This window comes from Pseudomonas sp. RA_35y_Pfl2_P32 (assembly GCF_963970735.1).
Taxonomy (GTDB): Bacteria; Pseudomonadota; Gammaproteobacteria; order Pseudomonadales; family Pseudomonadaceae; genus Aquipseudomonas.
The window spans coordinates 235,483-258,787 of sequence record NZ_CAXAQF010000001.1; the positions used below are offsets into that span (position 1 = coordinate 235,483).

The 23,305-nt window shown below is 62.5% G+C and carries 22 protein-coding genes; 15 read left to right on the forward strand and 7 right to left on the reverse strand.

Translation table 11 applies throughout. The features are described from left to right. Positions 1-15 precede the first annotated feature (15 nt). From AACY45_RS01165 to AACY45_RS01180, 4 genes are all read left to right on the forward strand, one after another. Positions 16-534, forward strand: coding sequence for an ankyrin repeat domain-containing protein (locus AACY45_RS01165; RefSeq protein WP_339543760.1), 519 nt, complete (start codon positions 16-18; stop codon positions 532-534). 91 nt (positions 535-625) lie between these two features. After that, positions 626-1,156, forward strand: a complete 531-nt coding sequence (locus AACY45_RS01170; RefSeq protein WP_339543761.1) for a hypothetical protein — start codon at positions 626-628, stop codon at positions 1,154-1,156. Positions 1,157-1,232: 76 nt separating this feature from the next. Further along, positions 1,233-1,424 carry a PLDc N-terminal domain-containing protein gene (locus tag AACY45_RS01175; protein WP_339543762.1) on the forward strand — a complete coding sequence of 64 codons (192 nt, stop codon included), beginning with the start codon at positions 1,233-1,235 and terminating at the stop codon, positions 1,422-1,424. A gap of 408 nt (positions 1,425-1,832) precedes the next feature. Beyond that, positions 1,833-3,926: an LTA synthase family protein gene (locus AACY45_RS01180; protein WP_339543763.1), complete on the forward strand. Its 2,094-nt coding sequence runs from the start codon at positions 1,833-1,835 to the stop codon at positions 3,924-3,926. Positions 3,927-3,985: 59 nt separating this feature from the next. Here AACY45_RS01180 and AACY45_RS01185 read toward each other — a convergent pair whose 3' ends face one another. Further along, entirely contained in the window at positions 3,986-4,138 is a 153-nt protein-coding gene (locus tag AACY45_RS01185; protein WP_095167980.1) for a DUF3309 family protein, read from the reverse strand. Positions 4,139-4,424: 286 nt separating this feature from the next. On the opposite strand from AACY45_RS01185, the gene AACY45_RS01190 reads away from it, so the two are divergent. The 3 genes from AACY45_RS01190 to csrA all read left to right on the forward strand — a co-directional run bounded on the left by AACY45_RS01190 (position 4,425) and on the right by csrA (position 5,965). Continuing rightward, on the forward strand, positions 4,425-5,240 hold the full coding sequence (locus tag AACY45_RS01190; RefSeq protein ID WP_339543764.1) for an SDR family oxidoreductase: 816 nt from the start codon (positions 4,425-4,427) through the stop codon (positions 5,238-5,240). Positions 5,241-5,305: 65 nt separating this feature from the next. Further along, the gene (locus tag AACY45_RS01195) at positions 5,306-5,638 is read left to right on the forward strand and encodes a YnfA family protein (RefSeq protein ID WP_339543765.1); all 333 of its coding nucleotides are present in this window, start codon (positions 5,306-5,308) and stop codon (positions 5,636-5,638) included. Between the two features lie 141 nt (positions 5,639-5,779). Further along, positions 5,780-5,965 (forward strand): carbon storage regulator CsrA, encoded by a 186-nt coding sequence (gene csrA / locus AACY45_RS01200; RefSeq protein WP_339543766.1) that lies wholly within the window; start codon positions 5,780-5,782, stop codon positions 5,963-5,965. Positions 5,966-5,968: 3 nt separating this feature from the next. On the opposite strand, the gene AACY45_RS01205 is transcribed toward csrA, so the two are convergent. From AACY45_RS01205 to mnmC, 5 genes are all read right to left on the reverse strand, one after another. Then, on the reverse strand, positions 5,969-6,196 hold the full coding sequence (locus tag AACY45_RS01205; RefSeq protein WP_095168255.1) for a YheU family protein: 228 nt from the start codon (positions 6,194-6,196) through the stop codon (positions 5,969-5,971). Positions 6,197-6,269: 73 nt separating this feature from the next. Next, positions 6,270-7,457, reverse strand: a complete 1,188-nt coding sequence (locus tag AACY45_RS01210) for an osmoprotectant NAGGN system M42 family peptidase (protein ID WP_339543767.1) — start codon at positions 7,455-7,457, stop codon at positions 6,270-6,272. Positions 7,458-7,540: 83 nt separating this feature from the next. After that, positions 7,541-9,271: an N-acetylglutaminylglutamine synthetase gene (gene ngg / locus AACY45_RS01215; protein WP_339543768.1), complete on the reverse strand. Its 1,731-nt coding sequence runs from the start codon at positions 9,269-9,271 to the stop codon at positions 7,541-7,543. 3 nt (positions 9,272-9,274) lie between these two features. Further along, a complete protein-coding gene (locus AACY45_RS01220) occupies positions 9,275-11,047 on the reverse strand; it encodes an N-acetylglutaminylglutamine amidotransferase (protein WP_339543769.1) in 1,773 nt (590 codons plus the stop codon). Positions 11,048-11,183: 136 nt separating this feature from the next. After that, on the reverse strand, positions 11,184-13,166 hold the full coding sequence (mnmC, locus tag AACY45_RS01225; protein WP_339543770.1) for a bifunctional tRNA (5-methylaminomethyl-2-thiouridine)(34)-methyltransferase MnmD/FAD-dependent 5-carboxymethylaminomethyl-2-thiouridine(34) oxidoreductase MnmC: 1,983 nt from the start codon (positions 13,164-13,166) through the stop codon (positions 11,184-11,186). A 139-nt stretch (positions 13,167-13,305) separates the two neighbouring features. On the opposite strand from mnmC, the gene pap reads away from it, so the two are divergent. From pap to AACY45_RS01240, 3 genes are all read left to right on the forward strand, one after another. After that, positions 13,306-14,823: a polyphosphate:AMP phosphotransferase gene (pap, locus tag AACY45_RS01230; RefSeq protein WP_339543771.1), complete on the forward strand. Its 1,518-nt coding sequence runs from the start codon at positions 13,306-13,308 to the stop codon at positions 14,821-14,823. Positions 14,824-15,035: 212 nt separating this feature from the next. Next, complete coding sequence (locus tag AACY45_RS01235; protein WP_339543772.1) at positions 15,036-16,220, forward strand: thiolase family protein; 1,185 nt, start codon at positions 15,036-15,038, stop codon at positions 16,218-16,220. 110 nt (positions 16,221-16,330) lie between these two features. Further along, positions 16,331-17,293, forward strand: a complete 963-nt coding sequence (locus AACY45_RS01240; protein ID WP_339543773.1) for a DMT family transporter — start codon at positions 16,331-16,333, stop codon at positions 17,291-17,293. 78 nt (positions 17,294-17,371) lie between these two features. Here AACY45_RS01240 and AACY45_RS01245 read toward each other — a convergent pair whose 3' ends face one another. After that, the gene (locus AACY45_RS01245) at positions 17,372-18,766 is read right to left on the reverse strand and encodes a class II fumarate hydratase (protein ID WP_339543774.1); all 1,395 of its coding nucleotides are present in this window, start codon (positions 18,764-18,766) and stop codon (positions 17,372-17,374) included. Between the two features lie 192 nt (positions 18,767-18,958). Here AACY45_RS01245 and AACY45_RS01250 point away from each other — a divergent pair, with 192 nt between their 5' ends. The 5 genes from AACY45_RS01250 to AACY45_RS01270 all read left to right on the forward strand — a co-directional run bounded on the left by AACY45_RS01250 (position 18,959) and on the right by AACY45_RS01270 (position 23,297). Beyond that, a complete protein-coding gene (locus tag AACY45_RS01250; protein ID WP_339543775.1) occupies positions 18,959-19,480 on the forward strand; it encodes a DUF2059 domain-containing protein in 522 nt (173 codons plus the stop codon). A gap of 12 nt (positions 19,481-19,492) precedes the next feature. Then, positions 19,493-19,792, forward strand: a complete 300-nt coding sequence (locus AACY45_RS01255) for a BolA family protein (protein WP_339543776.1) — start codon at positions 19,493-19,495, stop codon at positions 19,790-19,792. Positions 19,793-19,906: 114 nt separating this feature from the next. Then, a complete protein-coding gene (trhO, locus tag AACY45_RS01260; protein WP_339543777.1) occupies positions 19,907-20,848 on the forward strand; it encodes an oxygen-dependent tRNA uridine(34) hydroxylase TrhO in 942 nt (313 codons plus the stop codon). Positions 20,849-20,884: 36 nt separating this feature from the next. Continuing rightward, entirely contained in the window at positions 20,885-21,487 is a 603-nt protein-coding gene (locus AACY45_RS01265; RefSeq protein ID WP_339543917.1) for a DsbA family protein, read from the forward strand. Next, positions 21,480-23,297 (forward strand): ABC transporter ATP-binding protein, encoded by a 1,818-nt coding sequence (locus AACY45_RS01270; RefSeq protein ID WP_339543778.1) that lies wholly within the window; start codon positions 21,480-21,482, stop codon positions 23,295-23,297. Before AACY45_RS01265 ends, AACY45_RS01270 begins: the two co-directional genes overlap by 8 nt. The last annotated feature ends 8 nt before the right edge of the window (positions 23,298-23,305 follow it).

Genomic DNA, 23,305 nt, shown 5'->3' on the forward strand with positions numbered 1-23,305 from the left:
AATGTGGAGTCACCAATGTCAGACCAATCCCGCCAGATGACCCCGGAAGAAGCCGCGGAGTTTGCCGAGCAGGTTTTCAACAAGGCTCGCGAAGGCGATGCGGCGATGCTCGCGGCCCTGTTGAGCAAGGGCTTGCCGCCGAACCTGCGTAACCACAAGGGCGATACCCTGTTGATGTTGGCGGCTTACCACGGGCATGTCGACGCGGTAAAAGTGCTGCTGGAACATAAGGCCGATCCGCAGATTCGCAACGACAACGGCCAGAGCCCGATTGCCGGGGCGGCGTTCAAGGGTGACCTGGCGGTGGTGGCGGCACTGGTTGACGGCGGGGCAGAGATCGAAGGTTCGTCCTTTGATGGCCGGACCGCACTGATGATGGCAGCGATGTTCAACCGCACGGCCATCGTCGACTACCTGATTGGCAAGGGCGCTGATCCCCGGGCCAAGGACGCCAATGGCATCACCGCGCTGGACGCGGCGAAGACCATGGGCGCGGTGGATACTACGGCGCAGTTGGAGAAGATCCTCGGTTGATAGCTGCGTAGGGCTGCAAGCTTCGCTGAATACTTACCGCTAAATACGCTATCCTTCGCGGCCGAAAATCTCCCTCGCTACAGGATTTGCCATGAAAGCCGCACTCATCGAACTCATCAGTAAAATCAGCTCCGGCTGCATGAGCGACGCGCAGATCGTGCAGATCGCCGATGAGGCGGCGCAGGCGTACGCCGACCCGCAAGCGTTCCTGGCGGCCAATCCGGACATCAACTACGACGACACTTTCCCGATTGCATTGGGCGAGTGGGTGGTGGTCGGCAGCCTGCCGGACACCGTGCTGTTCCAGGCCGACACCTACATGGACCTGTTTGCGCAGATCGTCGCGTCGTTCGGCCCGGGGGTGGCGTTCAACATCAAGCCCAAGCAACTGGCCAAGACCGAGGCGCTGACCGCGCTCAACCGGATCCAGATCCAGATGGGCAGCATGAACCCGGAAAATGGCGGCTACACGCTGCTCAACTTCAGCCAGTTGCTCGATGACGAGATCCAGTTGGTGCTGGTGTATGGCAACGACGTGGCTCGGGTCCTGGAGTTGTGCGGCGAAGTCGGGATCAGCGCGGCGCCGTCCCTGGAAGCGCTCAAGGTAGCCGTCCACGTTTAACCCGCAGCAATAAAACGGAACCCTCCCAGGAGCCGGCTATCCTAAGGGGGGAATGCCTTCTATTGGGAGCAACACCATGGGTTCCACCTTCAATGGCCTGGTTGGCCTGATCATCCTGGCGCTGGATATCTGGGCGATCATCAACGTGCTCAAGAGCGGCGCGCAAACCGGGATGAAAATCGTCTGGGTGCTGCTGATCCTGCTGCTGCCAGTGTTGGGCCTGATCATCTGGGCCATCGCCGGCCCTCGGGGTAACGTGCGCCTGTAACCCCCATCAACAACCGTAGCCGCTGTCGAGCAGCGCGAGGCTGCGTCAACGGCCGCAGGACGTTCATTAAACTTGGCAATAGCGCCGCAGGGGGTCGCTATGCAACCCAACGCAGCCTTCGGCAGCTGTTACAGGACCAGGTTAGCTCGCAGTACCCTTTTTTGTGTTTCCAGATATGCGTTGCACGAAATTTTCACAACCGCTCCAAGACAATTCTCCCGCTTGATTTTCATCCCCGGCTCTCGTCCCGCCTGTGCTGGCGAGTAATCAATGGCAATGCCGTGGGTGATCGGGCAACATTTGCGCTCCGCGCAAGGTCCCGGCCATTTCCCGCAAGTCATGGCTATAAGAAGGCCTGGGCGCCGCTACTTCTTTGTAACTTCAACTTCCAATGGGTCCTAAAACGACATGTCAAACACGGACGCCCTGAATCAGCAGCGAGCCTCGAATCGCTTGCTGCAACCGACCGTCAAATCCCATCTGGCGTATACGCTACTCTGCGCCCTGGTCATGATGGTGATGCTCTCCCTGCTGCGCGTGGCGTTGCTGGTGTACAACCGGGAGATGATTCTTGACACACCGGCTTCGACTTTCCTCGAAGCTTTCGCCAACGGCCTGCGTTTCGACCTGCGTCTGGTGGTCTACCTCAGCATCCCGCTGCTGCTGTCGCTGTTCAGCGTTCGGGCGATGGCGGCCCGTGGCCTGTTCCGGCTCTGGCTGACAGTGGTCTCGAGCATCGCGCTGTTCCTCGGCCTGATGGAGATGGACTTCTACCGCGAGTTCCACCAGCGCCTCAACGGCCTGGTCTTCCAGTACGTGAAGGAAGACCCGAAGACCGTGATGAGCATGCTCTGGTACGGGTTCCCGGTGGTGCGCTACCTGCTGGCCTGGGCGGTCGGCACCTGGCTGCTGAGCCTGGCATTCAAGGGTGCTGACCGTGCCACTCGTCCGCGCGGCCCGTTCAGCGGCGGCAATGTCGGCACCCGTCAGGTGGCGCCGTGGTACTTGCGCACGGCGGTCTTCATGGTCTGCCTGTTGATCTGTGTCGCGGCCGCCCGTGGCACCCTGCGCCAGGGCCCGCCGATGCGTTGGGGCGACGTGTACACCACCGACTCCAACTTCGCCAACCAGTTGGGCCTCAATGGCACCCTGCAACTGGTGGCCGCGGCGAAAAGCCGTATGTCCGAAGACCGCGACAACATCTGGAAGGCCACCCTGCCGCAGCCTGAGGCGCAGCAGATCGTGCGCGACATGCTGGTGATGCCGGACGAGAAACTGGTGGATGCCGACAGCGCCGCCGTACGCCGGGATTTCCTGCCGCCTGCCGACAAGACCCTGCCGGTCAAGAACGTCGTCGTCATCCTGATGGAAAGCATGGCCGGTCACTCGGTCGGTGCGCTGGGCGCGTCGGGCAACATCACGCCGTACCTGGACAAACTGTCCCAGGAAGGCCTGCTGTTCGACCGCTTCTTCTCCAACGGCACCCACACCCACCAGGGTATGTTCGCCACCATGGCGTGCTTCCCCAACCTGCCAGGCTTTGAATACCTGATGCAGACCCCGGAAGGCAGCCACAAGTTGTCGGGCCTGCCGCAGTTGCTCAGTGCACGTAAGTTCGATGACGTGTATGTCTACAACGGTGACTTTGCCTGGGATAACCAGTCAGGCTTCTTCAGCAACCAGGGCATGACCAACTTTGTCGGCCGCAACGACTTCGTCAACCCGGTGTTCTCCGACCCGACCTGGGGCGTGTCCGACCAGGACATGTTCGACCGTGGCCTGGTAGAGCTCAAGGCACGTGAAAACGGCAAGCCGTTCTATGCCTTGCTGCAAACCCTGTCCAACCACACCCCGTACGCCTTGCCGACCCCCTTGCCGGTGGAGCCGGTCACCGGCCGTGGCAGCCTCAACGAACACTTGACCGCCATGCGCTACTCCGACTGGGCATTGGGGCAGTTCATGGAGAAGGCCCGCAAGGAGCCTTACTTCAAGGAAACCCTGTTTGTCATCGTGGGCGACCATGGTTTTGGCAACGAGCGCCAGATCACGGAAATGGACCTGGGCCGCTTCAACGTGCCGATGCTGCTGATCGCGCCGGGTATCCAGGAAAAATTCGGTACCCTGGATCACACCGTGGGGACTCAGGTCGACATCGTGCCGACCATCATGGGTCGCCTGGGTGGCGAAGTGCGTCACCAGTGCTGGGGGCGCGACCTGCTCAACCTGCCCCAGGGCGACCCCGGCTTTGGCGTGATCAAGCCTTCGGGTAGCGAGCAGACCACGGCGATCATCACCCAGGATCACATCCTGGTACTGCCGAAGGAAAAGGACATGGCGCCGAAGATGTACCAGTACCAACTGGGGGCCAATCCACGTGCCGAGATCATTGCGGATGCACCGCGTACCGCCGAGATGAAGCAGAAATTGGAAGCCTTCCTGCAGACGGCAACCAAAAGCCTGATCGATAACACCGCAGGTGTGGTCGACGGCACGCCGGACTAAGAACTGGCGTAATAAGAAGAGGCCCGTTCGGGCCTCTTTTTTTGCCTGTAAGTTGTGGCTTAGATCCTGCCGAGCAACAGCAATACCAGCAGTACCACTACCACTACGCCGATCACCCCGGATGGCCCATAGCCCCAACTTCTGGAGTGGGGGAATACCGGCAGACCTCCGATCAACAGCAGAATCAGAATAACCAGAAGAATCGTGCCCATGTCGAATTCCTTATTGGAGAGTTATTGAACGTCGCATTGGTTGAATAACAGGCTCGATTGCAATAAATCCGAGCGGCTTAATATTTCCGACTGTGGCGGGCGTGAGAAAATTCAAAGTTTCTTTACTGCTATTTGCTTACCGGTTTATTTCTTTTATCAAACCCCGCAAGGGGACTGCGCTGGGGTTCGGTTTGCCTGGGGCATTCAGCGCTTTGATGGTCATGGGTGTAGGAAAATCCTTCGCTACACTGCGAGCATCTTTCCCAGAACAACAAGGCAACTTCCTATGCAAAATCGCATGATGATCACTGGCGCCGGGTCCGGCCTGGGTCGCGAAATCGCTCTGCGCTGGGCTCGTGAAGGTTGGCAGTTGGCCTTGTCGGACGTCAGCGAGCCAGGCTTGCAGGAAACCCTCAGGCTGGTCCGCGAGGCCGGTGGCGACGGCTTTGTGCAGCGCTGTGATGTGCGCGACTACAGCCAGTTGACGGCCTTTGCCCAGGCCTGCGAGGTCAAGTTCGGCGGCATCGACGTGATCGTCAACAACGCCGGGGTCGCCTCCGGTGGCTTCTTCAGCGAGTTGTCGCTGGAAGACTGGGATTGGCAGATCGCGATCAACCTGATGGGCGTGGTCAAGGGTTGCAAGGCCTTCCTGCCGCTGCTGGAGCAAAGCAAGGGCAAGATCATCAACATCGCTTCGATGGCGGCGCTGATGCAGGGGCCGGCCATGAGTAACTACAACGTGGCCAAAGCCGGTGTGGTGGCACTGTCGGAGAGCCTGTTGATCGAGTTGGCGCACCAGGAGATCGGTGTGCATGTGGTCTGCCCGTCGTTCTTCCAGACCAACCTGCTCGACTCGTTCCGCGGCCCGACTCCCGCCATGAAGGCCCAGGTCGGTAAGCTGCTGGAAAGCTCGCCCATCACCGCCAGCGATATCGCTGACTACATCTACCAGCACGTCGCGGCTGGCGAGTTCATGATCCTGCCCCATGAGCAGGGGCGCATGGCCTGGGCCCTGAAGCAAAAGAACCCGCAATTGCTCTACAACGAAATGACCGTCATGGCCGACAAGATGCGCGCCAAGGCCCGGCAAAACGCCAGCTGAACTTGCAGGGGAGGGGCGCCATGGTTAGGGTTGCCGCATTCTGGCAACCCTGACGAGATGTGCCCATGCTCAACTACCTGTGGTTCTTCCTCGCGGCGCTGTTTGAAATCGCCGGTTGCTACGCCTTCTGGATGTGGCTGCGCCAGGGCCAAAGCGCCTGGTGGCTGGTTCCGGCGTTGCTCAGCCTGACGCTGTTTGCCTTGCTGTTGACCAAGGTCGAGGCGACCTACGCCGGGCGTGCCTATGCCGCCTACGGTGGGATCTACATCGTCGCCTCGATTGCCTGGCTGGGCATGGTCGAACGGGTTCGCCCGCTGAGTTCGGACTGGTTGGGGGTCGCCCTGTGTGTGCTGGGGGCGAGTATTATTCTGTTTGGCCCACGCTTCACCTCGGCCTGAGTCATTTGGCGGGTATTGCAGGGGATGTCTGTAGGGTAAATCGATCTGGCGTGTAGGAGGGGGCTGTTTTCCTGCCGCTGTCTTGAAGGTCCGGGGTTCGCCGGCCATCTTCAGGGTTCGGTAATCTCAAGGACTAGAGCCATGCTTGTACTCAGCCGCGCTGTCGGTGAATTGATCTCCATTGGCGACACCATCACGGTGCGTGTTCTCGACGTCAGCGGTGGCAACGTGCGGTTTGGCGTTGAAGCCCCGCGGCACGTCAATGTCCACCGCTGTGAAGTCTATGAACGCATCCAGGCCAGGCGCGCCCGGGAAAGGCGCGAATGAGGCTCAGTCGAACAGGTGCTTGGGTACATCGTGCTTGAGCATCAGTTGGCACTGCTCACTCTCGGGGTCGAAGACAATCAGTGCCTGGCCTTTGCTCAGGGCGTTGCGCACCCGCAGCACCCGGGTCTGCAGCGGGGTGTCATCACCGTTGTCAGTACCGTCTCGGGTGACGAAGTCTTCGATCAGGCGGGTCAGGGTGTCGACTTCAAGTTGGTCGTGGGGAATCAGCATGGCTACCTCGGTCATCAATGCGCCGATCCTACGGCGCTTCACGCAGCAGGACCAGTGCAAAGTGACCCAGGTCCTAGGACGAACGTTGCCCTACCAGGCTGTCCACCGAGGGCACGCGGGTATCGCTCTCCATCTGTGCATCGTGTTCCAGTTGGTGACTGAAGCGCTCCAGTGAGCCTTTGGCTGGCTGGGCATCGCTGGCAAAGACCGGCGGGCTGAGGATGTAGGCACCCAACAACCGGCTCAAGGCGGCGAGGCTGTCGATATGGGTGCGCTCGTACCCATGGGTGGCATCGCAACCGAATGCCAGCAGGGCGGTGCGGATGTCATGGCCGGCGGTGACGGCCGAATGGGCGTCGCTGAAGTAATAGCGGAACAGATCGCGGCGCACAGGTAATTCATGGTCGCTGGCCAAGCGCAACAGGTGACGCGAGAGGTGGTAGTCGTAGGGCCCGCCGGAATCCTGCATCGCCACGCTGACCGCGTGTTCGCTGGAGTGCTGGCCCGGGGCGACCGGCGCAATGTCGATGCCGACAAACTCACTGACATCCCAGGGCAATGCCGCCGCCGCGCCACTGCCGGTTTCCTCGGTGATGGTGAACAGCGGATGACAGTCGATCATCAAGGGTTCGCCGCTGTCGACAATGGCTTTGAGTGCGGCCAGCAGGGCGGCCACTCCGGCCTTGTCGTCCAGGTGCCGGGCGCTGATGTGGCCGCTCTCGGTGAATTCCGGCAAGGGGTCGAAGGCGACAAAGTCGCCGATGCTCACCCCCAGCGAATCGCAATCGGCCCGGGTGGCGCAGTAGGCATCGAGGCGCAATTCGACGTGGTCCCAACTGACCGGCAGCTCGTCGACCGCGGTGTTGAACGCATGCCCGGAGGCCATTAGCGGCAGCACGCTGCCCCGGATCACGCCATTGTCGGTGAACAGGCTGACGCGGCTGCCCTCGGCAAAACGGCTGGACCAGCAGCCTACCGGGGCGAGGGTCAGGCGGCCGTTGTCTTTGACCGCGCGCACGCTGGCGCCGATGGTGTCCAGGTGGGCGGAGACGGCGCGATCGGGGCTGTTTTTCTGGCCCTTGAGGGTGGCGCGAATGGTGCCGCGGCGGGTCAGCTCAAAGGGGATGCCCAGCTCTTCAAGGCGCTCGGCGACGTAGCGCACGATGGTGTCGGTGAAACCGGTGGGGCTGGGAATGGCGAGCATTTCCAGGAGGACTTTCTGCAGGTAGGCAAGGTCGGGCTCGGGAATCTGACGGGTCATGGGAATTCCTTGAATTGACGTGAGTGGCGAGCGGCAAGCTTCACGAGCAAGCGCGGTCTGTCGTGGCTTGCCGCTCGCGGCGTTCAGCTATGGGGAAACAACAGATCCACAAACCGCTCGGCCACTGGTTGTGGTTCATGGTTGGCCAGCCCGGCACGTTCGTTGGCTTCGATGAACACGTAGTCCGGCTGATCGGCGGCCGGCACCATCAGGTCCAGGCCCACCACCGGGATATCCAGTGCCCGCGCCGCGCGCACGGCGGCATCGACCAGGGTGGGATGAAGCCCCTCGGTGACATCTTCCAGGGTGCCGCCGGTGTGCAGGTTGGCCGTGCGCCGCACACACAGGCGCTCGCCTGCGGGCAGGATGCTGCTGTAGGTGTAACCGGCGGCTTGCAGCGTGCGCTCGGTTTCGTGGTCCAGGGGGATTTTGCTTTCGCCGTCGGTGGCGGCCTGCCGGCGCCGGCTCTGGGCCTGGATCAAGGCGTCGATCGTATGCTGGCCATCGCCGATGATCTGCGCCGGGCGGCGGATGGCGGCTGCCACCACCTCGAAGCCGATCACCAGAATGCGCAGGTCCAGGCCTTGGTGGAAACTTTCCAGCAGCACCCGGGAGTCGAAGCGGCGGGCGTCGTCGATGGCCTGTTGCAGCTCGTCGATGCTTTGTAGATCCACCGCCACGCCTTGGCCCTGTTCACCGTCCAGGGGTTTGACCACCACCCGTTGGTGTTCGTCGAGAAACGCCAGGTTGTCGTCGGCGTTGCCCGCCCGTTGCTGGGCCGGCAGATTCAGCCCGGCCGCCTTGAGCACCTTGTGGGTCAGGCTCTTGTCCTGGCACAGGCTCATGCTGATGGCGCTGGTCAGGTCACTGAGGGATTCGCGGCAACGCACCCGGCGTCCGCCATGGCTGAGGGTGAACATGCCGGCCGGGGCATCGTCGACTTGTACATCGATGCCGCGGCGGTGGGCTTCATCGACGATGATTCGCGCATAGGGGTTGAAGTCGGCCTGGGGGCCCGGACCGAGAAACAACGCCTGGTTAATGCCGTTCTTGCGCTTGATGGCGAAGGTCGACAGCGTGCGGAACCCCAGCTTGGTGTAGAGCTGCTTGGCCTGACGGTTGTCGTGCAATACCGAGAGATCGAGGTAGCTCAGGCCACGGCTCATGAAGTGTTCGACCAGGTGACGCACCAGCACTTCGCCAACCCCGGGTCGCGAGCACTGCGGGTCGACCGCCAGGCACCACAGGCTGCTGCCGTGTTCTGGGTCCGCAAAGGCCTTGTCATGGTTGAGGCCCATGACGCTGCCGATCACCGCGCCGCTGCCCTCATCCTCGGCCAGCCAGTAGACCGGGCCACCGTGATGCCGGGGCGTCAGGCGCTGCGGGTCGATGGGCAGCATGTTGCGGGCCTGGTACAGCTGGTTGATGGCGTGCCAGTCGGCGTCGCTTTGCGCTCGGCGAATGCGGAAACCGCGAAAGACCCGGGTGGCCTGGCGGTAGTCGCTGAACCACAGGCGCAGGGTGTCGGAGGGGTCGAGAAACAGCTGCGCCGGCTCCAGCCCCAGCACTTGCTGGGGCGCGGCCACGTACAGCGCAATGTCGCGTTCGCCCGGTTCTTCATGGGCCAGTTCCCGGGCCAGGCTCGCCGCGTCGGGGAAGGTATGGCCGATCAGCAACCGGCCCCAGCCGCAATGCACGGCAATCGGCTCGCCTGCGTCGCTGCCGTCTTCGGCGAAGCGCGCCTGCAGGCGCTCATAGGACGGTGCCTGGCCGCGCAGCAAGCGCTGGTTCAACGCTGTGGCGTGAGGTTTCATCAGTCAGATTCCTTGTTCGCTGAGCCATAGGTTCAGCGCTGCCAGTTGCCACAGCTTGGAACCGCGCAACGGGGTTAACTGACCTTGCGGGTCGGTGAGCAGGCGGTCGAGCATGGCCGGCTTGAACAGGCCGCGGTCCTGGCTCGGATCCAGCAGCAGTTCGCGCACCCAGTCCAGGGTCGCGCCTTGTAAATGCTTGAGACCAGGGACCGGGAAATACCCCTTCTTGCGGTCGATCACCTCGCTGGGGATCACCAGCCGCGCGGCTTCCTTGAGCACCTGCTTGCCGCCGTCCGGCAGTTTGAACTTGCCCGGTACCCGCGCCGACAATTCCACCAGGCGGTAGTCGAGAAACGGCGTACGCGCCTCCAGGCCCCAGGCCATGGTCATGTTATCCACACGCTTGACCGGGTCGTCGACCAGCATCACCGTACTGTCCAGGCGCAGCGCTTTATCCACAGGCGCAGCGGCGCCGGGTTGGGCGAAATGCGCCCGGACGAAGTCGCCGGCGGCGTCATGCTCGGTCAGCCATTGCGGTTGCACGGTGGCGGCGTAGTCGTCGTAGCTGCGGTCGAAGAAGGCCTCGCGATAGGCGGCATACGGGTCGCTGGCGCCATCGACCTGCGGGTACCAGTGGTAACCGGCGAACAGTTCATCCGCGCCCTGGCCGCTTTGCACCACTTTGCAGTGCTTGGCCACTTCCCGGGACAGCAGGTAGAAGGCGATGCAGTCGTGGCTGACCATCGGCTCGCTCATCGCGCGGAACGCGGCGGGCAGTTGCTCGATGATTTCCTTCTCGTCGATGCGCAGTTGGTGATGGTGGGTGCCGTAGTGCCTGGCGATCAGGTCCGAGTACTGAAACTCGTCACCCCGTTCGCCGCCGGCGTCCTGAAAGCCGATGGAGAAGGTCGACAGGTCTTGCACACCGACTTCGCGCAGCAGCCCCACCAGCAGGCTGGAGTCGACGCCACCGGACAGCAGCACGCCGACATCCACCGCCGCGCGCTGACGAATCGCCACCGCTTCACGGGTGCTCTGCAGCACCCGGTCGCGCCAGTCTTCCAGGGTCAGGTCCCGTTCGTCGGCGCGGGGGCCATAGGGCAGCGTCCACCAAGTGTGCTGCTCGGTGCTACCGTCGGCCTCGATGCGCATCCAGGTCGCCGGCGGCAGTTTCTCGATGCCGGCCAACAAGGTGCGGGGCGCCGGGACCACCGCGTGGAAGTTCAGGTAGTGATTGAGTGCCACCGGGTCGAGGATCGGGTTGATGTCGCCACCCTTGAGCAGGGCCGGCAACGTCGAGGCGAAGCGCAGGCGCTGGCCGGTGCGCGACAGGTACAAGGGTTTCACGCCGAGGCGGTCGCGGGCGAGGAACAGGCGCTGGCTGTCACGCTCCCAGATGGTGAAGGCAAACATGCCGTTGAGCCGGGGCAGCAGGTCGGCGCCCCAGGCGTGATAGCCCTTGAGCAACACTTCGGTGTCACCGCCGGAATAGAAGGCATAACCCAGGCTTTCCAGCTCGGTGCGCAATTCGGGGAAGTTGTAGATCGCGCCGTTGAAGGCCAGGGACAGGCCCAGTTGACTGTCGACCATCGGCTGCGCGGAGCCGTCCGACAGGTCCATGATTTTCAGCCGTCGATGGCCCAGGGCAATCGGCCCCTGACTGTGAAAACCCCAGGCGTCGGGGCCACGAGGCGCCAGGTGATGGGTGATTCGCTCAATGGCGGCCAAGTCGGCCGGTTGATGATCAAAACGTAACTCGCCAGCTAATCCGCACATAAATTCCTTACCGGTTTTTCCGTTGGGGAGGGTCAATCTCGAACCCGCCGGAAGTGGCGGGTACCCAGAAACTGACCTGCTGCGGAGCTGTGAGTTTTAGATCGATCGGTTATAAGCGGCGGGTGCCAGTTGGACCTCAGGCTTTGCCACGAATCAACTGGCGCAAGGCAAAACGATTGGGGTGGCAAGCTTCGGCCACGCTGCGGGGCAGGGGCAGCGGTTCATTGTCCAGCCAGGCCGCGAGCAGCTCGCCAGACAGCGGTGCGGTGATCAGCCCCCGGGAACCGTGGCCGCTGTTGACGTACAGGCCGTCGAGCCAGGGGCAGGGGGTGTCCGGTACTTGCCGGGCGTCCTTGGCCAGCGCGCCATAGGCTTGGGTGAAGGCCTGGCTGTCGGCCAGCGGACCGACAATTGGCAGGTAGTCGGGGCTGGTGCAACGGAAAGCCGCGCGCCCCTGGAGTTGCTCCGGGTCCAGTTCGGCGATGTGCAGGCGCTCGACCAGGTCGGGGGAGATGTCCTTGAGCATGTCCAGGTTGCCCAGGTGTTCGGCGGTGGTCGGGGTGAGGTCGTCGCTCTTGAAGTCAAAGCTGGCGCCCAGGGTGTGTTCACCCAGGCGCGCCGGGGCGACGTACCCTTCGGCACACACCACGGTGCTGAGGCTCTGGCTTTGTGTCGTCTGCGCTAAACGAGTGATTTGCCCGCGAATACGCTTGAGGGGCAAGTCGGCACTTTGCGCAAACTGTTTGATCTGCGCCGCGCCAGCCAGGATCACCACCGGCGCGCTGGCCAGCAGCGTCTCGCCGTCCCAGGCTTGCCAGTGCTGGCCGACCTTGCGCAACTGCAGCACGTCGCGGTGGGCCAGCAGTTGCACCTGGGCGTGGGCCGCTTGCCAGCGGCACAACGCTGGCGGATGCACCCAGCCGCCTTCGGGATAAAACAGCCCGCCGTGCTCCAGGCCGATGCCGGCCAGGGCTTGTGCCTGGGCTTGATCCAGCGGGTGCAGCAGATCGGCCGCAAAAGCCGCCGCCAGCTTGGCCTGGCGCTCGGCTTCCTTGGCATCGAATGCCAGTTGCAGGACTCCGCAATCATCCCAGTCGTGGCCGCGCTGCAAGTGTTCCAGCAGGCGCCGGGTATGGCCGAAGCCGCTGACGATCATTTGCGAGAGGGCGGTGCCGTGGGCCGACAGCTTCAGGTACAGCACCCCTTGCGGATTGCCCGAGGCTTCCTGGGCCAGGTCGGCGTGACGCTCCAGCAGGCTGACTTGCCAACCCCGTGCGGCGAGGCTGGCGGCACTGGCGCAGCCGGCCAGACCGGCGCCGATCACCAGTGCATGGCGTTCGCTGGGGCGCTGCGGTGGACGGGCAAACCAGGGTTTGACGGTGGCCGGTGCGGGCGTCTCTGTGGGCCAGGCGATGAACGCCCCGCGCAGGATCTCCCATTTGTGGCCGATGCCCGGCGTGCGGCGCATCTTGAAGCCTGCGGCGTTGAGCAAGCGACGCACCCAGCCGGTGCTGGTGAAGGTGCTGATGGTCGAGCCGGGGGCGGCCAGGCGCGCCAGTTCGGCGAACAGTTCGGCGGTCCACATCTCGGGATTTTTGGCCGGGGCAAAGCCGTCGAGAAACCAGGCGTCGACCTGCGCATCCAGCTGTGGCAATTGTTCCAGGGCGTCGCCAATCAGCAGCGTCAGCGTGACGCGGCCATGGTCCAGCACCAGCCGTTGAAAACCCTGGTGGATGGCGACGTACTGCGCCAGCAAGGGCTCGGCGAAGGCCTTGAGTTCGGGCCACAGGGCCAGGGCTCGCTGCAGATCGGCAGGGCTCAGCGGGTATTTTTCAACGCTGATGAAATGCAGGCGCGCGCCGGCCACTGCCTGCTGTTCAAACAGTTGCCAGGCGCAGAGGAAATTCAGCCCGGTACCGAAGCCGGTTTCGCCAATCACCAGTTTTTCGCCGGCGCTCAGGGCGGCAAAACGTTCGCCCAGGCGGTTCTGTTCGATGAACACATAGCGGGTTTCTTCCAGGCCCGATTGGTCGGAGAAATACACGTCGTCGAACACCCGCGAGCGCGGGCGGCCGTGGTCGTCCCAGTCGAGCTGGGCGTGGGGCAGTACAGGGTTCATGGCGGGCTCAGCATTGGCAAGGTCGCCATTCTAGCGGATCAGGACAGCGGGAACTGATCTATGGCAGCTCGGCGTGTATTAGCCGCACAAACCGCCGGTCAATCCGCTAGGCTTGCGCCATCTTGGATGGGAGCCACTCATGTTCGAATCTGCCGAAATCGGTCACGCGATCGATAAAGAAATCTTTGATGCCGAAGTACCGGCGCTGCGTGAAGCCTTGCTCGAAGCCCAGTTCGAGTTGCAGCAGCAGAACCGCTTTCCGGTGGTCGTGCTGATCAACGGTGTCGAAGGCGCCGGCAAGGGCGAGACGGTCAAATTGCTCAACGAGTGGATGGACCCGCGGCTGATTGAAGTACGCACCTTCGACCAGCAAACCGATGAAGAGCTGGCGCGGCCACCGGCCTGGCGCTATTGGCGCATGCTCCCGGCCAAAGGCCGCATGGGGGTGTTCTTCGGCAACTGGTACAGCCAGATGCTGCAAGGCCGGGTGCACGGTTTGTTCAAGGACGCGGTGCTGGACCAGGCAATCAATGGCGCGGAACGCCTGGAGAAAATGCTCTGCAACGAAGGCGCTCTGATCTTCAAGTTCTGGTTTCACCTGTCCAAGCAGCAAATGAAGGCACGCCTCAAGTCGCTGCAGGACGATCCGCTGCACAGTTGGCGCATTAGCCCACTGGACTGGCAGCAGTCCCAGACCTACGACAAGTTCGTGAAGTATGGCGAGCGGGTGATCCGCCGCACCAGCCGCGATTACGCGCCATGGCACATTATCGAAGGCGTCGACCCCCAATACCGCAGCCTGGCGGTGGGCAAGATCCTGCTCGCTGGCCTGCAGGCCGCCCTCAAGCGGCCCCACCTCAAGCCGGACAAAGTCAGCGCCGCGCCCCTGACCACCAGCGTGGACCAGCGCGGGCTGCTGGATGCCCTGGACATGAGCCAGCACCTGGGCAAGAAATACTATGAAGAGCAACTGATCACCGAGCAGGCTCGGCTGGCCGGCTTGCTGCGGGACAAGCGCATGCGCAAGCACGCACTGGTCGCGGTGTTCGAGGGCAATGACGCGGCGGGCAAGGGCGGGGCGATCCGCCGGGTGGCCGCGGCGCTCGATCCGCGCCAGTACAGCATCGTGCCGATTGCCGCTCCGACCGAGGAAGAACGTGCCCAGCCTTATCTGTGGCGCTTCTGGCGGCACATTCCGGCGCGGGGCAAGTTCACCATCTTTGACCGTTCCTGGTATGGCCGGGTGTTGGTGGAGCGCATTGAAGGTTTCTGCACACCGGCTGACTGGATGCGGGCGTATGGCGAGATCAACGACTTCGAAGAGCAGCTCGACGCGTCCAATGTGATCGTCGTGAAGTTCTGGCTGGCCATTGATAAACAGACCCAGCTGGAGCGTTTCCAGGAGCGCGAGCAGATTCCCTTCAAGCGCTTCAAGATCACCGAGGACGATTGGCGTAACCGGGAAAAGTGGGACGACTACCGGGGGGCCGTGGGCGATATGGTCGACCGCACCAGCACCGAGGTCGCGCCCTGGACCCTGGTGGAGGCCAACGACAAGCGCTGGGCCCGGGTCAAGGTGCTGCGCACCCTCAACCGGGCGCTGGAGGCGGCGTTCGAAAAATCCGACAAGCACGACAAGAAACACAAGTTGGGGTAGGTCTCTGGCAAGTCGCAAGCGGGCTGTACCCACTCATCGCGGGCAAGCCCGCTCCCACGGTGTTTCAGGCTCCATTCATGTTGGTTGCGCCGACCTCATCGCGAGCGAGCACCATGGGTTTGCATACGCGGGATGAATGATTGTCGCGGTCGGCAGGGGGGGGATTTATCCTCGGTTCACTCCCCTGAACGACAACAACAATGAGGTATGCCATGCGTGAAGTAGTGATCGTCGATAGCGTGCGAACCGGCCTGGCCAAGTCTTTTCGCGGCAAGTTCAATCAGACTCGCCCGGATGACATGGCGGCCCATTGCGTCAACGCACTGCTGCAACGAAATGGTATCGATCCGGCCAGCGTCGAGGACTGCATCGTCGGCGCCGGCTCCAACGAAGGCGCCCAGGGCTTCAACATTGGACGCAACGTGGCCGTGCTCTCGCGCCTGGGCACTGGCACCAGCGGCATGACCCTCAACCGCTTCTGTTCTTCGGGTCTGCAGGCGATTGCCATTGCGGCCAACCAGATCGCTTCGGGTTGCAGCGACATCATTGTCGCCGGTGGCGTCGAGTCCATCAGCCTGACCATGAAAAGCGTCAATACCGACAACCTGATCAACCCGTTGCTCAAGGAGCAGGTGCCGGGTATCTACTTCCCCATGGGCCAGACCGCGGAAATCGTTGCCCGTCGTTATCAGGTCAGCCGCGAAGAGCAGGACCGCTATGCCCTGCAAAGCCAGTTGCGCACCGCCCAGGCGCAGGCCGGCGGATTGTTCGATGACGAAATCGTGCCGATGGCCGTGAAGTACAAGGTCGAGGACAAGAACAGCGGCGAGGTGCAGATTCTCGAGGGTGTCGTCGATCGCGATGATTGCAACCGCCCCGACACCACTTACGAAAGCCTGGCCGGACTGAAGCCAGTGTTCGCCGAGGACGGCTCGGTGACGGCCGGCAACTCCTCGCAACTGTCCGACGGTGCTTCGATGACCCTGGTAATGAGCCTGGAAAAAGCCCTGCAACTGGGTCTCAAGCCCAAGGCGTTCTTCCGGGGGTTCACCGTGGCCGGTTGTGAGCCGGATGAAATGGGCATCGGTCCGGTGTTCTCGGTGCCCAAGCTGCTCAAGGCCAAGGGCCTGCAAATCGCTGATATCGATCTGTGGGAACTCAACGAAGCCTTCGCCTCGCAATGCCTGTACAGCCGTAACCGCCTGGCAATCGACAACGAAAGGTACAACGTCAACGGCGGCTCGATCTCCATCGGCCATCCGTTCGGCATGACCGGCTCGCGCCAGGTCGGGCACCTGGTGCGCGAACTGCAGCGGCGTAACCTGCGCTACGGCATCGTGACCATGTGCGTGGGCGGTGGCATGGGCGCCAGCGGGTTGTTCGAAACGGTGCGTTGAGCGGACCGACCCGTACAGTCTCGTTAGCGGCTAGTGCGCAACTGTCCCTGTGTGATGCCGGCGGGGAAGCCTAGAATGGGCTTTTCTCGCCGTCCTGCCCTGGGGTTTGCATGCACATTTCGTCCGGTCGCTGGGTCTATGGTCTGTTCCTGGCCCTGCTGACCGCTTTTTTATGGGGCATCCTGCCGATCAAGCTCAAGCAGGTGCTGCTGGTGATGGACCCGGTCACGGTGACCTGGTTCCGCCTGCTGGTTTCCGGTGGGTGCCTGTTTGTCTACCTGGCCGCCACCGGGCGCCTGCCGAGCCACAAGGCCCTCGGCCCCAAAGGCGGCTGGCTGGTGCTGATGGCGGTGCTCGGGTTGGTGGGCAACTACGTGCTGTACCTCATGGGCCTGAATCTGTTGAGCCCAGGCACTGCGCAACTGGTGGTGCAGATGGGGCCGATCCTGTTGCTGATTGCCAGTGTGTTCGTATTCAAGGAGCGTTTCAGCCTGGGGCAGGGGATTGGCCTGCTGGTGCTGTTGCTCGGTTTCGGGCTGTTTTTCAACCAGCGCCTGAGCGAGTTGCTGACGTCCCTGAGTGACTACACCGCTGGGGTGCTCCTGATTTTGTTGGCCTCCACCGTGTGGACGTTCTATGCGCTGGGGCAAAAGCAATTGCTGACGGTGTGGAACTCGCTGCAGGTGATGATGGTGATCTACCTGTTTTGCGCCCTGCTGCTCACGCCCTGGGTGCATCCTCTGGAGTCGCTGCAATTGAGCCCGCTGCAAGGCTGGCTGCTGCTGGCGTGCTGCCTCAATACCCTGGTTGCCTATGGCGCGTTTGCCGAGGCTCTGGCCCATTGGGAAGCCTCGCGGGTCAGTGCGACGCTGGCGATCACGCCGTTGGTGACGTTTGCGGCGGTGGCGATGGCGGCCTGGTTATGGCCCGAGTATGTACAGGCCGAGCAGATCAATGGCCTGGCGTATGGCGGCGCGTTGCTGGTGGTGCTGGGTTCGGCGCTGGTGGCCTTGGGGCCATCGCTGATGGCCGGGCTCAGGGCGCGGCGGATGCGGGCGGCGATCAGTCGGTAGAGCGCATTTTCGTTTGTCGCGGGCACGCCTTGCGCCTACCTGGGGCAAAGCGTGCTCGGTGTTGGCGTGCGGGCCGGCTCAGCCCTGCTTGCCTGCCTCCAGCATGTTTTCCGGGCGCACCCAGGCGTCGAACTGCTCGTCTGTCAGGTAGCCCAACTGCAACGCCGCCTCACGCAGGGTCAGCCCCTCGCTGTAGGCTTTCTTGGCGATTTGCGCCGACTTGTCATAACCGATGTGCGGGTTCAAGGCGGTCACCAGCATCAGGCCACGCTCCAGGTGAGCCGCCATCTGCCCGGCATCCGGTTCCAGGCCGGCGATGCAGTGCAATTGGAAGTTGCTGCAGCCATCGGCGAGCAAACGGATCGATTGCAACAGGTTGTGGATGATCACCGGCTTGAACACGTTCAACTGCAAGTGACCTTGGCTGGCGGCAAAGCCGATCGCCACGTCGTTGCCCATCACCTGGCACGCCAGCATCGACAGGGCTTCGCACTGGGTCGGGTTGACCTTGCCGGGCATGATCGAACTGCCCGGTTCGTTGGCGGGCAGCTTGACCTCGGCGAAACCGGCGCGAGGCCCGGAGCCGAGCAGGCGTAGGTCGTTGGCGATTTTCATCAGGGTCACGGCGAGGGTTTTCAGGGCGCCGGACAGGGTGGTCAGCGGCTCATGGCCGGCCAGCGCGGCGAACTTGTTCGGTGCGGTGACAAACGGCAGGCCTGAGAGGGCGGCCAGTTCCGCGGCAATCGCCTCGCCAAAACCCTGGGGCGAATTGAGCCCGGTGCCAACGGCGGTGCCACCCTGGGCCAGCTCGCAGACGGCCGGCAAGGCGCTGCGGATTGCCCGCTCGGCGTAGTCGAGCTGGGCGATGAAGGCGGAAAGCTCCTGGCCGAAGGTAATGGGCGTGGCATCCATCATGTGGGTGCGCCCGGTCTTCACCAGCTTCATGTGACGCGCCGCCAGCTCGGCCAGGCCACCGGAGAGTTCGTTGATGGCCGGCAGCAGATGCTGTTGCACAGCCTGCACTGTGGCGATGTGCATGGCGGTGGGGAAACAGTCGTTGGAACTCTGCGAGCGGTTGACGTGGTCGTTCGGGTGCACCGGCGACTTGCCGCCACGGGGGTTGCCGGCCAGTTCGTTGGCACGGCCGGCAATCACCTCGTTGACGTTCATGTTGCTCTGGGTGCCGCTGCCGGTTTGCCAGACCACCAGGGGAAACTGCTCGTCGTGCTCGCCGTCGAGCACTTCGTCGGCGGCCTGTTCGATCAGCCGGGCAATGTCGGCCGGCAGGTCGCCATTGCGATCGTTGACCCGGGCCGCGGCTTTTTTGATCAATGCCAATGCGTGCAGCACCGCCAGCGGCATGCGTTCGTTGCCAATCGCGAAATTGATCAGCGAGCGCTGGGTCTGCGCGCCCCAGTAGGCGTCATCCGGGACTTCAACCTGGCCAAGGCTGTCGGTTTCAATACGGCTCATGGGTCACATTCCTTCAGGGTTGATAGCGAAGTTTAGGTGCTGAATGCCGCTGGGGGTTCCATCAGTCGAGTTTTCTACCATTCGGTTGCTGCAAATCAGGCCCGGCCAGGGGGAGGGGTTGAGCGCACGCGTTTTTTAGGCGCAGAATGGCTCCCCTTGAGGTTTACCTCGCCAGCTAGAAAAGGAAACTCGATGACCCGTCTTCGTGCCATCTGTACCGCGGTTGCCCTGGTCTGCGCCAGCGGCCAGGCCTTCGCCGATACCGCCAGCCACAATGCCAGCGCCGAGGCTTTCCTGACCCTGGCGCATGCCGACAAGCTGGGTACCCCGGTGTACATGCAGGTGCAGCAGATGTTTGCCCAGCGCTTTGCCCAAACCAAGGCCCCGGAGTCGAAAAAAGCCCTGCTGGAAACCTACCAGGCCAAGGCCAACGCCGCGCTGGACCAGGCCATTGGCTGGAAAAAGCTCAAACCGGACATGGTCAAGCTGTACACCAGCAACTTCAGCGAATCCGAACTCAAGGACCTGGTCGCGTTCTACAAGTCGCCACTGGGCAAGAAAGTCCTGGAAAAAATGCCCCAGCTGACTCAGCAATCGGCGCAGATGACCCAGGCCAAGCTGGAAAGCGCGGTACCGGTGGTCAACAAACTGCTGGCCGACATGACCAACGAACTTGATCCAAAAGCCGCGGCAGATGCCAAGAAAAAGCCCTGACCGGAGCCCGTGATGACCATGCAACAACGTATTGAGACGACGCTGAGCGCGTTGTTACCCGTGCACCTGGATGTGCTGGACGAAAGCCACATGCACAGCCGCGGGTTGCAGACCCACTTCAAGGCGGTGGTGGTCAGCGAACAGTTCGCCGGGCTCAACAGCGTCAAACGCCACCAGAAGGTCTACGCCACCTTGGGCGACCTGATGGGCGAGTTTCACGCGTTGGCGCTGCACACCTACACCCCTGAGGAGTGGGCCAAGATCGGTGCGGCGCCTGCCTCGCCGACCTGTGCCGGCGGCAGCAAGCACTGACCGCCAACAGGCCAGCTGATTTTTGTTAGACTACGCAGCGCGCCGCTTATGCCGGCGCGTTTTTTTTCGCATCCGGTTCACCCTTTACGAGGGTAGCCACCTGGAGAAATACCCATGACACAACAGATTGTCGTGGCGGCACTGTATAAGTTCGTCACCCTGGAAGATTACGTCGCGCTGCGCGAGCCCCTGCTGCAGGCGATGGTCGACAATGGCATCAAAGGCACCCTGCTGATTGCCGAGGAAGGCATCAACGGCACGGTTTCCGGTAGCCGCGAAGGCATTGATGGGCTGATGGCCTGGCTCAAGAACGATCCGCGCATGGACGATATCGACCACAAGGAATCGTACTGCGACGAGCAGCCGTTCTACCGCACCAAGGTCAAGCTCAAGAAAGAGATCGTGACCCTGGGCGTCGAAGGCGTCGACCCGAACAAGAAAGTCGGCACCTACGTCGAGCCGCAGGACTGGAACGCCTTGATCAGCGATCCGCAAGTGCTGTTGATCGATACCCGCAACGACTACGAGGTCTCGATCGGTACCTTTGAAGGGGCGATTGACCCCAAGACCACCAGTTTTCGCGAATTTCCCGACTACATCAAAGCCAACTTCGATCCGGCCAAGCACAAGAAGGTCGCGATGTTCTGCACCGGTGGCATTCGCTGCGAGAAGGCGTCGAGCTACATGCTCAGCCAGGGCTTCGATGAGGTCTTCCACCTCAAGGGCGGGATCCTCAAGTACCTCGAAGAGGTGCCGCAGGAAGAAACCAAATGGCAGGGCGACTGCTTTGTGTTCGATAACCGGGTCACCGTTCGCCACGACTTGAGCGAAGGCGACTACGATCAATGTCATGCCTGCCGTACACCGGTCAGCGTAGAGGACCGCGCATCCGAGCACTATGTGGCCGGTATCAGTTGCCCCCATTGCTGGGACAAGCTGAGCGAGAAAACCCGTCGCAGTGCGATTGACCGGCAAAAACAGATCGAACTGGCCAAGGCGCGCAACCAGCCGCACCCGATTGGTTACAATTACAAGCAATCCAGCTCGGAGGCCTGAACCATGACCGCGCGCCTGCTCTATGTAATGGACCCGATGTGTTCCTGGTGCTGGGGGTTCGCTCCGGTGGCCGAGGCATTGGTCGAGCAGGCGCAGGCCGCCGGCGTGGACTTGCACCTGGTGGTCGGTGGTTTGCGCACCGGCAGTGGCGCGGCGCTGGAGCCGACCACCCGGCGTTATATTCTCGAGCACTGGCAGGCGGTCAACGACGCCACCGGTCAACCGTTCAAGCTCGACGGCGCGCTGCCCGAAGGTTTTGTCTATGACACCGAGCCCGCCTGTCGTGCGCTGGTCACGGCCCGCAGCCTGGCACCGGATTGCGCCTGGCAGTTGCTCAAGCTGATCCAGCAGGCTTTCTATGCCCAAGGTCGCGACGTCACCCATGCCAGTGTGCTGGTGGAGTTGGCCGAGCAAGCGGGCTTGCCGCGGATCGAATTCGCCGCAGCCTTCGACCGTGCCGACCAGCACGCTGCTACGGCGGCGGATTTCACCTGGGTGCAGGACCTGGGGATTGCCGGCTTCCCGACCTTGTTGGCCGAGCGTAACGGTCAGTTGGCCTTGTTGACCAACGGCTACCAGCCACTTAGCGAGTTGTCCCCTCTGCTTGGCCGCTGGCTGGAGCGTGCCGCCTGTGTATGACCCGCCTGACGCTGGACAGCTACCGGAGCGAGTCGATCGGCTGAGTTGGGCGCACATTCGTCGTCTGGCCCTGCAACATAAAAAACCCTTGTGGATCGCCAACGGCGTTGCCGTCCTGGCGACCCTGTGCAGCGTGCCCATCCCGTTGCTGTTGCCGTTGCTGGTGGATGAGGTGTTGCTGGGGCATGGCGATGCTGCGCTGAAAGTGATGAACCACGCGCTGCCCCAGGCCTGGCAAAGCGCCGCCGGTTATATCGGCCTGATGTTACTGATCACCCTGACCCTGCGTTGCGCGGCGCTGTTGTTCAACGTGGTGCAGGCCCGGCTGTTTGCGGGTTTGGCCAAGGACATCGTGTATCGCATTCGCCTGCGCCTGATCGAGCGCCTCAAGCGTATTTCCCTGGGAGAGTACGAAAGCCTGGGCAGCGGCACGGTCACCACCCACCTGGTCACCGACCTGGATACAGTCGACAAGTTTGTCGGCGAAACCCTCAGCCGGTTCCTCGTGGCCATGCTCACGCTGGTGGGCACGGCGGCGATCCTGGTCTGGATGCACTGGCAACTGGCGCTGCTGATTCTGCTGTTCAACCCGCTGGTGATCTACGCCACGGTGCAATTGGGCAAGCGGGTCAAGCACCTAAAGAAACTCGAGAACGACAGTACCTCGCGGTTCACCCAGGCACTGACCGAGACCCTGGACGCGATTCAGGAAATCCGTGCCGGCAACCGTCAGGGCTTTTTCCTCGGTCGCCTCGGCATGCGCGCCCGGGACGTGCGCAACTATGCGGTCAACTCCCAGTGGAAAAGCGACGCCTCGAGCCGCGCCAGTGGCCTGCTGTTCCAGTTCGGCATCGACATCTTTCGTGCCGCGGCGATGCTCACCGTGCTGTTTTCCGACCTGTCCATCGGCCAGATGCTGGCGGTGTTCAGCTACCTGTGGTTCATGATCGGTCCGGTCGAGCAACTGCTGAACCTGCAATACGCCTATTACGCTGCCGGAGGGGCCCTGACGCGGATCAACGAGCTGTTGTCGCGCGCCGACGAGCCGCAATACCCGGGGGGCATCGATCCGTTCAAGGGGCGCGAGACGGTAGGCATCGAGGTGCAAGGCCTGAGTTTCAGCTATGGCGACGAGCCGGTGCTGGACCAGATGAACCTGTCCATTGCGCCCGGAGAAAAAGTCGCCATCGTTGGGGCCAGCGGTGGCGGTAAAAGTACCTTGGTGCAGTTGCTCCTGGGGCTTTATACCCCCCAGGGCGGCGAGATTCGTTTTGGGGGTGTCACCCAGCGCGACATTGGCCTGGAAACCATCCGTGAGCATGTGGCGGTGGTGCTGCAGCACCCGGCGCTGTTCAACGACAGTATTCGGGCCAACCTGACCATGGGCCGTGAGCGCAGTGATGAAGCCTGTTGGCAGGCCCTGCAGATTGCCCAGCTCGATGCCACGGTCAAGGGCTTGCCCCAAGGGCTGGACAGCATCGTCGGGCGTTCCGGGGTGCGTTTGTCCGGTGGTCAACGCCAGCGCCTGGCCATTGCCCGGATGGTGCTCGCCGAACCCAAGGTGGTGATCCTCGACGAAGCCACCTCGGCCCTCGATGCGGCCACCGAGTACAACCTGCACCTGGCGCTGGCGCGGTTTCTCAGTGGGCGGACCACCTTGATCATTGCCCACCGCCTGTCTGCGGTGAAGCAGGCCGACCGGGTGTTGGTGTTCGATGGCGGGCAAGTTGCCGAGGATGGCGACCACCAGCAGCTGATCGCCGATGGTGGTTTGTACGCCAAGCTGTATGGGCATTTGCAGCAGCACTGATTGCTATA